This is a genomic window from Escherichia sp. KS167_9B (genome assembly GCF_030295215.1).
Taxonomy (GTDB): domain Bacteria; phylum Pseudomonadota; class Gammaproteobacteria; order Enterobacterales; family Enterobacteriaceae; genus Escherichia; species Escherichia coli_F.
This window is the reverse complement of the sequence record NZ_AP025754.1, coordinates 1,230,521-1,243,447: the sequence shown is the minus strand read 5'-3', so window position 1 is coordinate 1,243,447 and position 12,927 is coordinate 1,230,521. Positions and strand designations below refer to the sequence as shown.

The following is a 12,927-nucleotide window of genomic DNA, read 5'->3' as shown; positions in this document are numbered from 1 at the left end:
GGGAATCCTGGAGACTAAACTCCCTGAGAAAGAGGTAAACAGGATGACTAAAAATACACGTTTTTCCCCCGAGGTCCGTCAACGGGCAGTCCGTATGGTTCTGGAAAGTCAGGGCGAATATGACTCACAATGGGCGGCAATTTGTTCCATTGCCCCAAAGATTGGCTGTACACCAGAGACTCTGCGTGTGTGGGTTCGTCAGCATGAGCGGGATACCGGGGGCGGTGATGGTGGACTCACCACCGCTGAACGTCAGCGTCTGAAAGAGCTGGAACGTGAAAATCGTGAACTGCGCCGCAGTAACGATATCCTTCGCCAGGCTTCCGCTTATTTTGCGAAGGCGGAGTTCGACCGCCTCTGGAAAAAATAATGCCACTGCTGGATAAGCTGCGTGAGCAGTACGGGGTCGGACCGGTATGCAGTGAGCTGCATATTGCCCCGTCAACGTATTACCACTGTCAGCAACAGCGACATCATCCTGATAAACGCAGTGCCCGTGCTCAGCGCGATGACTGGCTGAAGAGAGAGATACAGCGCGTATACGATGAAAATCATCAGGTGTACGGTGTGCGTAAAGTCTGGCGCCAGTTGTTACGCGAAGGTATCAGGGTGGCCAGATGTACAGTGGCGCGCCTCATGGCGGTTATGGGACTTGCCGGTGTTCTCCGGGGTAAAAAGGTCCGTACTACCGTCAGCCGGAAAGCCGTTTCCGCAGGCGACCGCGTAAACCGTCAGTTCGTGGCAGAACGTCCTGACCAGCTGTGGGTGGCTGATTTTACTTACGTCAGCACATGGCAGGGCTTCGTCTATGTGGCGTTCATCATTGATGTGTTTGCCGGATGTATCGTGGGGTGGCGAGTCTCATCGTCTATGGAAACGACATTCGTGCTGGATGCACTGGAGCAGGCGTTGTGGGCCCGTCGGCCGTCCGGCACAGTCCATCACAGTGATAAAGGTTCTCAGTATGTATCACTGGCCTATACGGAGCGACTAAAAGAAGCAAAACTGCTGGCATCAACAGGGAGTACAGGTGACTCGTATGACAACGCGATGGCGGAGAGCATCAATGGTCTTTACAAAGCGGAGGTAATACACCGTAAGAGCTGGAAAAACCGTGCAGAAGTGGAACTGGCCACACTCACGTGGGTGGACTGGTATAACAATCGACGATTGCTGGGAAGGCTGGGTCATATCCCTCCGGCAGAAGCAGAAAAAGCTTATTATGCTTCCATCAGAAACGATGATCTGGCAGCCTGAGTTCACAGATAAAACACTCTCCAGGAAAACCGGGGCGGTTCAGATCGCTTTAGCTACTCTTTCAACCCAACACTTTCACAGTCGCTGGGCGGCCCGGAAGATTTCTATATGTTCCAGTTGGGGCTGATGTCCAGCGCCCGCTACTGGTTTACCGATCACCTGCTGCTTGATGGCGGTATTTTCACCAATATTTACAACAACTACGACAAGTTTAAGTCTTCGCTGTTACCCGCGGACTCTACCCTCCCCCGCGTGCGCACGCATATCCGTGACTACGTTCGCAATGACGTTTATCTCAACAACTTGCAGGCGAACTATTTTGCCGACTTAGGCAATGGTTTCTATGGCCAGGTGTATGGCGGTTATCTGGAAACGATGTATGCCGGTGTCGGTTCCGAGCTGCTTTATCGCCCGCTAGATGCCAGCTGGGCGCTAGGTGTGGACGTTAACTACGTGAAGCAGCGTGACTGGGACAACATGATGCGTTTCACCGATTATTCCACGCCAACAGGTTTCGTGACGGCTTACTGGAATCCGCCGACGCTCAATGGCGTACTGATGAAACTTAGCGTTGGGCAATATCTGGCAAAAGATAAAGGCGCAACGATCGACGTCGCCAAACGCTTTGACAGCGGCGTGGCGGTAGGGGTATGGGCGGCAATCAGTAACGTATCTAAAGATGACTACGGCGAAGGCGGCTTTAGTAAAGGTTTTTATATCTCGATTCCGTTCGACTTGATGACCATTGGACCTAACCGCAACCGCGCGGTGGTTTCGTGGACACCATTGACGCGTGATGGTGGACAAATGCTGTCACGCAAATACCAGCTCTATCCAATGACGGCAGAGCGAGAAGTACCGGTTGGACAATAACCTGAAGTAATTCATAACATTACAATGACTGATAAATATAAACCAATGAAAAAGAACATTTTTAAGTTTTCGGTACTGACATTGGCTGTTCTGTCTTTGACAGCATGTACCCTTGTTCCTGGTCAGAATTTATCGACCAGTAACAAGGATGTCATTGAACTACCTGACAATCAGTATGACCTGGACAAAATGGTCAATATCTATCCCGTCACGCCAGGATTGATTGATCAGCTGCGCGCCAAACCGATTATGTCGCAGGCTAACCCGGAGCTGGAGCAGCAAATCGCGAACTATGAATATCGTATCGGCATTGGTGATGTGTTGATGGTGACGGTCTGGGATCACCCGGAACTAACCACACCCGCAGGGCAATATCGTAGCGCCAGTGATACTGGCAACTGGGTTAACGCTGATGGTGCAATTTTCTACCCTTATATTGGTCGCCTGAAAGTGGCCGGGAAAACGCTTACCCAAGTACGCAACGAGATTACAGCGCGTCTGGACTCAGTCATTGAAAGCCCGCAAGTCGATGTCAGCGTCGCGGCGTTCCGATCGCAAAAAGCGTACGTCACCGGCGAAGTCAGCAAATCGGGTCAGCAGCCGATTACCAATATTCCTCTGACCATCATGGATGCGATTAACGCCGCGGGCGGTCTGACCGCAGATGCAGACTGGCGCAACGTGGTGCTCACCCAGAATGGCGTAAAGACCAAAGTGAACCTCTATGCGCTGATGCAGCGTGGCGACTTGCGCCAGAACAAACTGCTGCACCCGGGCGATATTTTATTTATTCCGCGCAACGATGATCTGAAAGTCTTCGTGATGGGTGAAGTGGGTAAACAGAGCACGTTGAAAATGGACCGCAGCGGTATGACCCTGGCGGAAGCACTGGGTAACGCTGAGGGTATGAATCAGGATGTCGCTGATGCGACGGGGATTTTTGTTATTCGTGCAACGCAAAACAAGCAGAATGGCAAAATCGCCAATATTTATCAGCTGAATGCGAAGGACGCATCGGCAATGATACTCGGAACGGAATTCCAGCTTGAACCTTACGACATTGTTTATGTCACTACCGCGCCGCTGGCTCGTTGGAACCGTGTGATTTCTCTGCTGGTACCGACGATTTCCGGGGTGCATGACCTGACAGAAACTTCACGGTGGATTCAAACATGGCCCAACTAAAATTTAACTCAATCCTGGTGGTTTGTACCGGCAACATTTGCCGTTCGCCCATTGGCGAGCGCTTGCTGCGTAAACGTCTGCCAGGCGTAAAAGTCAAATCGGCAGGTGTTCATGGTCTGGTAAAGCACCCTGCAGATGCAACAGCGGCAGATGTTGCCGCTAATCATGGCGTATCTCTTGAAGGACATGCCGGACGTAAGCTTACTGCTGAGATGGCACGAAATTACGATCTGATTCAGGCAATGGAGTCGGAACATATTGCTCAGGTTACGGCAATCGCTCCCGAGGTCCGCGGGAAGACAATGCTGTTTGGGCAATGGCTGGAACAGAAAGAGATCCCGGATCCCTATCGTAAAAGTCAGGACGCATTTGAGCATGTCTACGGTATGTTGGAGCGCGCCAGTCAGGAATGGGCGAAGCGCCTCAGCCGGTAATTTGAGTTTATAAAATACGATGACAACTAAAAATATGAATACGCCACCAGGCAGCACTCAGGAAAATGAGATCGATCTGCTTCGTCTGGTCGGCGAGTTATGGGATCACCGTAAGTTTATTATCAGCGTAACCGCGTTGTTCACGCTGATCGCTGTCGCTTACTCGCTGTTAAGCACGCCAATTTATCAGGCAGATACTCTGGTCCAGGTTGAGCAGAAACAGGGCAACGCCATTCTCAGCGGCCTGAGCGATATGATCCCTAACTCATCGCCCGAGTCAGCACCGGAGATCCAACTGCTGCAATCGCGCATGATTCTCGGTAAAACCATTGCTGAACTGAATCTGCGCGACATGGTTGAGCAGAAGTATTTTCCGATTGTGGGTCGCGGCTGGGCGAGATTAACCAAAGAGAAACCAGGTGAGCTGGCGATCAGCTGGATGCATATTCCACAACTGAATGGTCAGGATCAGCAACTTACACTCACAGTTGGGGAAAATGGCCACTATACGCTGGAAGGTGAAGGGTTCACCGTCAATGGTATGGTCGGCCAGCGTCTGGAAAAAGACGGCGTTGCGCTGACTATCGCGGACATTAAGGCCAAACCAGGAACGCAGTTTGTCCTGAGCCAGCGTACCGAACTGGAAGCGATTAACGCGTTGCAGGAAACCTTTACCGTTAGCGAACGCAGTAAAGAAAGCGGGATGCTGGAACTTACCATGACCGGTGATGATCCCCAGTTGATTACTCGTATTCTGAACAGCATCGCTAACAACTATTTGCAACAGAATATCGCTCGCCAGGCGGCGCAGGATTCACAAAGCCTTGAATTCTTACAGCGCCAGTTGCCAGAAGTGCGCAGCGAGCTGGACCAGGCGGAAGAAAAACTCAACGTTTATCGCCAGCAGCGCGATTCGGTTGACCTTAACCTGGAAGCCAAAGCCGTTCTTGAGCAGATTGTTAACGTTGATAATCAACTCAATGAGCTGACCTTCCGCGAGGCCGAGATCTCCCAGCTGTATAAGAAAGATCACCCAACTTATCGTGCGCTGCTGGAAAAACGCCAGACGCTGGAGCAAGAACGCAAACGCCTGAATAAGCGGGTATCGGCAATGCCTTCCACTCAACAGGAAGTATTGCGTTTAAGCCGTGACGTAGAAGCGGGCCGTGCGGTATATCTGCAATTACTTAACCGCCAGCAGGAGTTGAGTATTTCGAAATCCAGTGCGATTGGTAACGTGCGGATTATCGACCCGGCAGTCACTCAGCCGCAGCCAGTGAAACCGAAAAAAGCGTTGAATGTGGTGCTTGGTTTTATTCTTGGCCTGTTTATTTCGGTGGGTGCCGTGCTGGCGCGTGCGATGTTGCGTCGTGGTGTAGAAGCACCGGAACAACTGGAAGAGCACGGCATCAGCGTTTATGCCACTATCCCGATGTCCGAGTGGCTGGATAAGCGTACCCGTCTGCGTAAGAAAAATTTATTTTCTAATCAGCAGCGCCATCGTACTAAAAATATCCCCTTCCTGGCGGTGGATAACCCGGCGGATTCTGCTGTGGAAGCCGTACGTGCGCTACGAACCAGTCTGCACTTCGCTATGATGGAGACAGAGAATAACATTCTGATGATCACCGGTGCGACGCCAGACAGTGGTAAAACGTTCGTCAGTTCAACTCTGGCGGCGGTGATCGCCCAGTCCGATCAAAAAGTGTTATTTATTGATGCCGACTTACGTCGTGGTTATTCGCATAACCTGTTTACCGTGAGTAATGAACATGGCTTGTCGGAATATCTGGCAGGGAAAGATGAGCTCAACAAAGTGATCCAGCATTTTGGCAAAGGAGGCTTTGATGTGATTACTCGCGGTCAGGTGCCACCTAACCCGTCTGAACTGCTGATGCGCGATCGGATGCGTCAATTACTGGAATGGGCGAACGACCATTACGATCTGGTGATTGTCGATACGCCGCCGATGCTGGCGGTGAGCGATGCTGCGGTCGTGGGGCGCTCTGTCGGCACCAGCCTGCTGGTTGCGCGTTTTGGCTTGAACACCGCCAAAGAGGTGAGCTTGTCAATGCAGCGTCTGGAACAGGCTGGCGTTAATATTAAAGGCGCAATCCTCAATGGTGTGATTAAACGCGCCAGCACCGCTTACAGTTATGGCTATAACTATTACGGTTATAGTTACTCCGAGAAAGAGTAAAACTGAAGGTAAGGTGGCCGGATGCGGCGTGAACGCCTTTTCCGGCCTACGCATCAGACAGTTCTTCGTTTGTCATCAGCTTCAGAGCATTCAGGTAACTGAATGCTCTTTTTTTATGCATTACAAACTGCACGCCGGTATGCGTGCTTCATTCACGATTTGCGTAAAACCGGCCAACGAACACATGCCCTGCGCGTTTCGCTCTTCACATCCTGCCAGGGTCAGTTTCACCTCTCCGGGCGGCGTATTTAATGATAGCGGCGTTTTATCACGCATCTGCTGTAAAGTCTGGAAGACCAGCGAAACCTGAATCCAATGGCTGTTATCGCTTAGCCTACGCCAGCGTTCAAACACCAGTTCACCCCCTGGCGGTGTGTTATCCGGCTGACCTGGAAGCGTCCAGTTGAGCTCCAGTGCGCCGCCGAGATTTGCCAGATTAGTATCGTGTCCGGCGATAAACAGCACTGAAGTGGGTAATGTCACACCATACACCTGTTTTTGCGGTGGATGGGGCATCAACGCTGTCATGATCAAATCCAACAACGGGGTGGCACGACTGCGGGCAACCTCTGGCGTGCGTTGTAGCAAATAAAACTGCGCGTTATGCAGGCTTAGCAAGGTGTTCCACTGGTGTGAATCGGTGATCCTTCCCCACCCCGGCTCCGGCATTCCCTGTGCTTGTTGCAGGAGAAATATCTCCGTCAGCATTGACGCCAGGCTTACCGCACCGGTTAATGAGACATTGTCGGCGCTCACCTTGAGTTCCGATGGTAATACCTGCGTTAATGAACAGCTTTCGTCCTGTTTCTCACGGTTAAGGCACAAGTTTGATTGTGGGAAATTAAGCACCTGTTCCAGTTCGCGAAACGCCGTTTGCCGATGCCCGGTAAAGTCAGCAATTGACCCTCCTGCCCTGCTGAGGATCGCGTCAGTCACGTTCGCGTTATCCAGTTGGCAAATGCCAGTTTTTAGAGGATTAAATAACGGATCGGGACTGGACGTATCTGCCTGGGTATGTACGGTTATTGCACAGTCAGGTGCCAGCCCGGCGGCGAAGGCTTCGCCTGTTTTACGGGTACGCTCGTCGACATCAGCAATAATCGCGACCTGACCAGGCTGCGGGCAGCCCTTTTTCGCCAGCAATCCGTCAGCCACCAGACGCTGGCGTTGGTAATGCCCGAGATAAGCGATTAGCTCACCCCCGCGCGGTGTCAGCCAACCCAGTTGAACCGGCCAGGTTGGCCATGCGTCTGGGGTGACATCCTGCATGAGTTGCGTGGCTTTGGTGGGCGCACGCACACCATGACGACTGACAATCACCACACTTTCCAGCTTCAGCTCCGGCTCACTCTGAGCGAATGCAGATTGCGGGGTGAACGGAATCAGAAGAGATAAGAATGGGATCAAGATCGCTTTCATCGATATGTTTCCGCTTTTCATATCCGACATTATTGATTGCCTGATGCGACGCTAATGCGCCTCATCAGGCTTACGTTCGTTAACTTTTCAGACGCGGGTCCAGCCATACCAACACAAGGGTGGAGAGCGAACACATCAACAAAATGCCGACGAACCAAAGTAAATACCACATTGTTCCTGCTCCTTAGTACATCTCGTTTTCGTTACGGCGGAGAGTTTCTGTTGTCATGCGCCCCCACATTTTGTAGTAGCTCCAGAGAGTGTAGAGCAACACAATGGGCAAAAATATCAGCACGATTACCAACATAATGCTCAGCGTCAACTGGCTGGAAGTGCTGTCCCACAACGTCAGGCTGGAGATCGGACTTACGCTCGAAGGCATGACAAAAGGGAACAGCGTGATGCCTGCCGTGAAAATTACGCCAAATTGCATCAATGACGCCATCAAAAATCCCCATCCCGGGCGACCACGATAAATCGCCATCACCGTCAGCAATGGACAGAAGAACCCCAGCAGCGGGAAGATCCACAAAACAGGCGATTCGACGAAATTATTCATCCAGGCACCAGGTAGCACTGCCACCAGTTTCATTAACGGATTGGAAGGACCGTTAGCATCCTGGGCGAGCAGTACAAAGCCATCAATACCGACCCACAGCCAGTAACCCGCCAGCAAAAAGCACAGCATCACCAGCAGTGCGGCGCGTTTGGTCGCCAGCTGTGAACGCAGATGAATCACACCAACAGTTTTTAGTTGTAACCAGACGCCACCTTGCAAAATCACCATCCCAAGGCTGAGCAATCCGCACAATAAAGGGAATGGCGTCAGCAGTTGCCAAAAACTGCCGAGATATTCCACGCGTAATTGCGGTGTGAAGGCAAACGGCACGCCGAGCAGCAAGTTGCCGAAGGCAATACCGAAGACTACCGGCGGCACCAGACTGCCGATGACCAGTCCGGCATCCCACATTTTACGCCAGCGTGCATCGGCGATTTTCCCACGATAATCAAAGGCCAGCGGGCGGAAGAACAGCGAGCACAGCACCAGAATCATCGCCACATAAAAGCCGGAAAACGCCGCTGCATACACTCTGGGCCAGGCGGCAAATAATGCCCCACCTGCGAGGATTAACCAGACCTGATTGCCTTCCCAGTGCGCGCCAACGCTGTTTATCACTATCCGGCGTTCATCATCATTACGCGCCACCAGCGGCAGCAGACAGCCGATCCCCATGTCAAATCCATCGGAGATCATAAAGACCACCAGGATCACGCCAATCAGCAGCCACCAGATGAAGCGCAATGTTTCATAATCAAACATGATTTTCTCCTTTACCCCTGTTGCTGCGTCGGTTGTTCACTCTGCATCGCGCTCGGCCCCAGACGGGCATATTTCTGCATCAGGTAGACTTCGGCGATTAAGAACAGGGTGTAAAGCCCTACGATCATGATCAGTGAGAAAGCCAGTTGTCCTGTGGTTAAAGCGGAGTGCGCGGAGTATGTCGGTAAGATGTCCTGTATCGCCCACGGCTGACGACCAAACTCGGTCATAAACCACCCGGCTTCAATCGCAATCCACGGCAGCGGCAAACTCCAGAGCGCCATTTTCAGTACCCAGCGATGCTGGTCGATTTTGCCACGCAGCGTCTGGACAAGCGCAATCAGCATCACCAGTAGCAGCAGAGAACCACAGCCCACCATGATGCGGAAACTCCAGAATACCGGCGCAACCTGAGGTATCGCGCCACGCATCGCCGCCTGGTACTGTGCAGCTGTGACATGGTTCATATCCGGCGCATAGCGGGAGAGCAACATGCCGTAACCAAGGTCGCCTTCCAGCTCCCGGAATGCCTGCAACACATGCGGCTCACGATTGCCTTGCGATATTTCCTGCATTAACAGCCAGGCCATACGTCCGCGTTGCAAGCGTGGGTAGGTTTCAGCCATCAAATTCTTCAGACCCGGCACGGGTTTATCTAATGAGTGAGTGGCGAGGATCCCTAGCAGCGCAGGAATTTTGATGGCAAAGGCGTTACGCTCTTGATCCTGTTCCGGCCAGGCAACTACATGGAACGGTGCAGGTGCAGGTTCCGTTTGCCACTCCCCTTCCATTGCCGCCAGTTTTACCGGTTGTACTTGCGCGACTTCATACGCAGAACTGTCTCCGAGTTGCAGCGTACCGATAATCGCCAGAGTACCGAAGACGGAACCGATGGCAAACGAGCGTAATGCAACATCGCGTTCCCGTCCGCGCAGTAAATACCAGGCGCTGATCGCCATAATAAACATGGCCCCGGTCACGTAGCCCGCCATTACGGTGTGCACAAATTTCACCTGGCTGACCGGGTTAAAGACCAGCTCGCTGAAGCTGGTCATTTCCATACGAAGGGTGTCGATATCAAAATGCGCACCGGTCGGGTATTGCATCCAACCGTTGGCATTCAATATCCACAACGCAGAGAGATTTGAACCGAACGCCACCAGCCACGTCACCAGCAGGTGCTGGTATTTATTCAGCCGTTGCCAGCCGAAGAAGAACAGCCCGACAAAGGTGGATTCGAGGAAGAAGGCCATTAATGCTTCCATTGCCAGCGGTGCGCCAAAAATATCGCCCACATAGTTGGAATAGAATGACCAGTTAGTACCAAACTGAAACTCCATCGTCAGGCCGGTAGCCACGCCAAGAGCAAAGTTGATACCGAAGAGCTTACCCCAGAAGCGCGTCATATCGCGGTAGATTGTTTTGCCGGTGACCACGTAAATGGTTTCCATGATAGCCAGCAAAAAAATCAGCCCCAGGGTAAGGGGTACAAATAAAAAGTGATACAGCGCGGTCAGAGCAAACTGCCAGCGCGATAAATCAATGACATCCCACATGCGCACTCCTGTAGGCGAAGAGAGAAAAATAACCCGTTAATGGTAGATCTCCCTCTTTATCCTGAAACTCTACGACCAGAGGTATTCGCCGATTGCGATATTCATAAGCCTGAAAGCGATACTTACCGTCTTTTTACGTCGGTGCACCTTCCGCCAGCCACTGACATACCTCGCTAAGCCGCTGCGCAGAGTCGACCAAATCTTCTGGCGCTGCCAGCACCACTTCCGGTATTGGGCAGATTTCATAACTCTCAAGTAACGGGCCTTTTAAGGTGTCCGTACAGCGTAAATGCCAGACATGCCGCAGGCCGGTCGCGTTAATATAGCTCTCGCCATAGCCAATGGTGCGAATCTGAATATTTCCCGGCCCACAGAGACGTGAGAGAAAAAGCCGATCAGCCTCGCTGATAGGTAATTGCGTCAGATTAATGCTGTGCGGCTGCGCGTCGGGATTACGTACATGTGCCAGTAATTCATGAGCCAACGGTAGGCCATTCATCAGGCCATCAATGGGCGGCGGTAACAGCGAATCTGTCGGCAAGACGTTTTGCGTTGCCGCCTGCCACAATGCCAGCGGCGCGCAGCCAGCCTCCAGTTTGTCCTCCAGCAACTGTTCACCGCGACGTCTGCGAACCCGCCATAATCCGCAGAAGATCGCCTCCTGAATTTCACTTTCACTACCATCAGCCTGCTGAATGCGCACTGACACTTCCCCTTCCCCGAGAAGCGTATTGATAAAGTGACGATCGTCGGCGTTGAGATTGAACAGATCGACTGCCAGCACCTCACCCAGCGGCGGCTGGCGCTCGCTTAGTTGATGTTGTAACTCGTTTAATAGCGCAATCACCTGCGGGCTGTGAGCACATTGCTCCAGGGCCGCCATACTCGGTTCATCATTCACCTGACAGGTGATCGGCAGTGGATTCATGCTGAAACTGTCATCGTTCGGTTGCGTTCCTGGCCCCAGCAGATGGAAAAAAGTTTCGCTCATGAGGCACGCTCCTGTTGCGGTTCGACAAGCCCGCGCATCAGGTTTATCAGTTCCGCCCACGGGTGAATACCATTCAGCACGCCGCGATAGCTACCACCGGTAAACACCAGTGTGGCGGGAAAACGAAATACGCCAAAACGATCACCGATGGCTTCGCTTTGCTCAAGGTCGGCAATCGCTACCTGCCATGTATAATCAGGAAACTCGCGCAGTAATTCGCCAATCATTACCGGATTATCGCTGACCTCTGGCGTGCGTTTCGGGTCACTGCTTAATAACACCACACCGTCTGGCGCTTGCGTAAGCCAGTCGTCAAGACGGGATTCACTGATCGGCGTCCAGCCGCGCGCCAGCATACGTTGCCACAACGCATCAAATGGCGTGTCGTTGCTCATTCCTGCTCCTCCAGCGTCATCCGGTACTGGCGCAAGCGAACGCCTTCGTAGTTTTCCATCGACAGACAGTCATAATTGAGACAGCGCGATTCATTAGCCGGTTGCGGCTCAATTCCCCACGCAGCCAGTTGCGCCAGCGCCCCCTGTTCCGCGGCGGGCAGTTGCTCCCGAGCCAGTTCGCTCAGGCTACCGCCGTAGTCGTCGAGCATCGCGGGTTGCAGGCCGACGAGGGCAATATGTGCTGGCAGATTTCCGCGGATATCTGCCAGCGCCAGTACTTCGGAGAAACTGTTCTGGTGCAGGCTCATTTTCTTCGCGCTGAGATAGGCCGGAATGCGTTCTCCGGCATACGTTCGTAGCGTTCCGGGTTCCAGCCCGTAATCAATGGCGTCGAGAATTAGCAGATGGCTGGCGCTTTCGACATACCCCAGCAAGTTCAGTCCCTGAGTGCCGCCATCAACAATCTCGACTTCATCGGGCCAGTGGTAATGGGCATACAACCGTTCCGCCACCCGCACGCCGAAGCCTTCATCGGCCCACAGCAGATTGCCCAGCCCCATTACCACCACGCGTTGCTCGCTCATGAACGCTCCTTGTTACTTATTTTGCCAAATTTGTGGCTACGGTAGCCGTTAACCATGGTGGAGATCACCGTGTCGTCGGACATGATGTCTTCACGCAGCGCCATGTAGACATGACCGATCACAAACGCGCCAATCAGCCACATCCCCAGCCGATGCCAGCTGTGAATGTCCATTGAGTTGCCACCCGTCCAGTAGAAAAATTCCACCACATAACGGAACGGCGCAAAAATAGCGTACTGACTATGTTCGCTGTACAGCGCAAAGCCGGTGACGATCATAAATACCGACATCAGGAAATAGCCGAACATCGCCGCCTGGGCGATGGGGTTATGACCTATATCGGCACTCGGACGTTTTGCCAGAAACAGATACCAGCGGATTTCATACCACACGCCCTGCCACCAGCTTTTACGCCATACCGGCACGATAAACAGCTCGCGTGAGTAGCGATTGCCGACAAAAGCCCAGTAGATCCGCATCAGCAAGACCACGGTAAAAACCATCCCGGCGCTGAAGTGAATTAACCTGATGTAGCCCATATAAAACAGATACGTCGCCTCACCGCTGACCGAAGGCAGCGGCTTGCCGATAAAGTATCCGGTGACCATCAACACCGCCATGCATAACACCGTCAGCCAATGCCAGATCCGCACTGGCGCTTCGAAGACATAGTGACTGACAACGTTGTCGCTTTTCTGTTGCATGATGATTC

At 52.6% G+C, this 12,927-nt stretch carries 12 protein-coding genes, 1 pseudogene and 1 other annotated feature; of the genes and pseudogenes, 5 read left to right on the top strand and 8 right to left on the bottom strand.

The window, feature by feature from the left end; genetic code table 11:
- Positions 1–43 precede the first annotated feature (43 nt).
- The 5 genes and pseudogenes from QUE34_RS06115 (at position 44) to etk (ending at position 5,949) form a co-directional block, all read left to right on the top strand.
- Positions 44–1,257, top strand: a protein-coding gene (locus QUE34_RS06115; RefSeq protein ID WP_394295875.1) for an IS3 family transposase whose coding sequence is annotated in 2 segments (ribosomal slippage) — positions 44–332 and positions 332–1,257 — 1,215 coding nt in all. Because the reading frame shifts where the segments join, the coding sequence is not laid out codon by codon here.
- Positions 325–441: a sequence feature (AL1L pseudoknot), on the top strand. Its footprint overlaps the gene before it by 117 nt.
- 42 nt (positions 1,258–1,299) lie before the next feature.
- A pseudogene (locus QUE34_RS06110) lies at positions 1,300–2,130 on the top strand (YjbH domain-containing protein); the annotation flags it as partial.
- Between the two features lie 45 nt (positions 2,131–2,175).
- Complete coding sequence (locus tag QUE34_RS06105) at positions 2,176–3,315, top strand: polysaccharide export protein (protein WP_001295357.1); 1,140 nt, start codon at positions 2,176–2,178, stop codon at positions 3,313–3,315.
- Positions 3,303–3,749: a protein-tyrosine-phosphatase Etp gene (gene etp / locus QUE34_RS06100; protein ID WP_286338942.1), complete on the top strand. Its 447-nt coding sequence runs from the start codon at positions 3,303–3,305 to the stop codon at positions 3,747–3,749. Before QUE34_RS06105 ends, etp begins: the two co-directional genes overlap by 13 nt.
- A 19-nt stretch (positions 3,750–3,768) precedes the next feature.
- Complete coding sequence (gene etk / locus QUE34_RS06095) at positions 3,769–5,949, top strand: tyrosine-protein kinase (RefSeq protein WP_000208674.1); 2,181 nt, start codon at positions 3,769–3,771, stop codon at positions 5,947–5,949.
- A gap of 120 nt (positions 5,950–6,069) precedes the next feature.
- Here etk and appA read toward each other — a convergent pair whose 3' ends face one another.
- The 8 genes from appA to hyaC form a co-directional block, all read right to left on the bottom strand.
- On the bottom strand, positions 6,070–7,368 hold the full coding sequence (gene appA, locus QUE34_RS06090; protein WP_032302846.1) for a bifunctional acid phosphatase/4-phytase: 1,299 nt from the start codon (positions 7,366–7,368) through the stop codon (positions 6,070–6,072).
- A gap of 79 nt (positions 7,369–7,447) precedes the next feature.
- Positions 7,448–7,540, bottom strand: coding sequence for a cytochrome bd-II oxidase subunit CbdX (cbdX, locus tag QUE34_RS06085; protein WP_000270305.1), 93 nt, complete (start codon positions 7,538–7,540; stop codon positions 7,448–7,450).
- Positions 7,541–7,552: 12 nt separating this feature from the next.
- Positions 7,553–8,689: a cytochrome d ubiquinol oxidase subunit II gene (gene appB, locus QUE34_RS06080; RefSeq protein ID WP_032302819.1), complete on the bottom strand. Its 1,137-nt coding sequence runs from the start codon at positions 8,687–8,689 to the stop codon at positions 7,553–7,555.
- Between the two features lie 11 nt (positions 8,690–8,700).
- Positions 8,701–10,245, bottom strand: a complete 1,545-nt coding sequence (appC, locus tag QUE34_RS06075; RefSeq protein WP_000263563.1) for a cytochrome bd-II oxidase subunit 1 — start codon at positions 10,243–10,245, stop codon at positions 8,701–8,703.
- 133 nt (positions 10,246–10,378) lie between these two features.
- On the bottom strand, positions 10,379–11,236 hold the full coding sequence (locus QUE34_RS06070) for a hydrogenase expression/formation protein (protein ID WP_032302818.1): 858 nt from the start codon (positions 11,234–11,236) through the stop codon (positions 10,379–10,381).
- Positions 11,233–11,631 (bottom strand): hydrogenase-1 operon protein HyaE, encoded by a 399-nt coding sequence (gene hyaE, locus QUE34_RS06065; protein WP_000063963.1) that lies wholly within the window; start codon positions 11,629–11,631, stop codon positions 11,233–11,235. The genes QUE34_RS06070 and hyaE overlap by 4 nt, the downstream gene beginning before the upstream one ends.
- Positions 11,628–12,215, bottom strand: a complete 588-nt coding sequence (gene hyaD, locus QUE34_RS06060) for a hydrogenase 1 maturation protease (RefSeq protein ID WP_000003634.1) — start codon at positions 12,213–12,215, stop codon at positions 11,628–11,630. Before hyaD ends, hyaE begins: the two co-directional genes overlap by 4 nt.
- A complete protein-coding gene (gene hyaC, locus QUE34_RS06055) occupies positions 12,212–12,919 on the bottom strand; it encodes a Ni/Fe-hydrogenase b-type cytochrome subunit (protein ID WP_001186429.1) in 708 nt (235 codons plus the stop codon). The genes hyaD and hyaC overlap by 4 nt, the downstream gene beginning before the upstream one ends.
- Positions 12,920–12,927: the final 8 nt, after the last annotated feature.

Excerpts from the sequence above, each read along its gene's own strand:
- etp (WP_286338942.1), top strand. The coding sequence starts at position 3,303 with ATGGCCCAACTAAAATTTAACTCAATCCTGGTGGTTTGTACCGGCAAC.
- appB (WP_032302819.1), bottom strand. The coding sequence starts at position 8,689 with ATGTTTGATTATGAAACATTGCGCTTCATCTGGTGGCTGCTGATTGGC.
- appC (WP_000263563.1), bottom strand. The coding sequence starts at position 10,245 with ATGTGGGATGTCATTGATTTATCGCGCTGGCAGTTTGCTCTGACCGCG.
- QUE34_RS06105 (WP_001295357.1), top strand. The coding sequence starts at position 2,176 with ATGAAAAAGAACATTTTTAAGTTTTCGGTACTGACATTGGCTGTTCTG.
- appA (WP_032302846.1), bottom strand. The coding sequence starts at position 7,368 with ATGAAAGCGATCTTGATCCCATTCTTATCTCTTCTGATTCCGTTCACC.
- QUE34_RS06070 (WP_032302818.1), bottom strand. The coding sequence starts at position 11,236 with ATGAGCGAAACTTTTTTCCATCTGCTGGGGCCAGGAACGCAACCGAAC.
- hyaD (WP_000003634.1), bottom strand. The coding sequence starts at position 12,215 with ATGAGCGAGCAACGCGTGGTGGTAATGGGGCTGGGCAATCTGCTGTGG.
- hyaC (WP_001186429.1), bottom strand. The coding sequence starts at position 12,919 with ATGCAACAGAAAAGCGACAACGTTGTCAGTCACTATGTCTTCGAAGCG.
- hyaE (WP_000063963.1), bottom strand. The coding sequence starts at position 11,631 with ATGAGCAACGACACGCCATTTGATGCGTTGTGGCAACGTATGCTGGCG.
- etk (WP_000208674.1), top strand. The coding sequence starts at position 3,769 with ATGACAACTAAAAATATGAATACGCCACCAGGCAGCACTCAGGAAAAT.
- cbdX (WP_000270305.1), bottom strand. The coding sequence starts at position 7,540 with ATGTGGTATTTACTTTGGTTCGTCGGCATTTTGTTGATGTGTTCGCTC.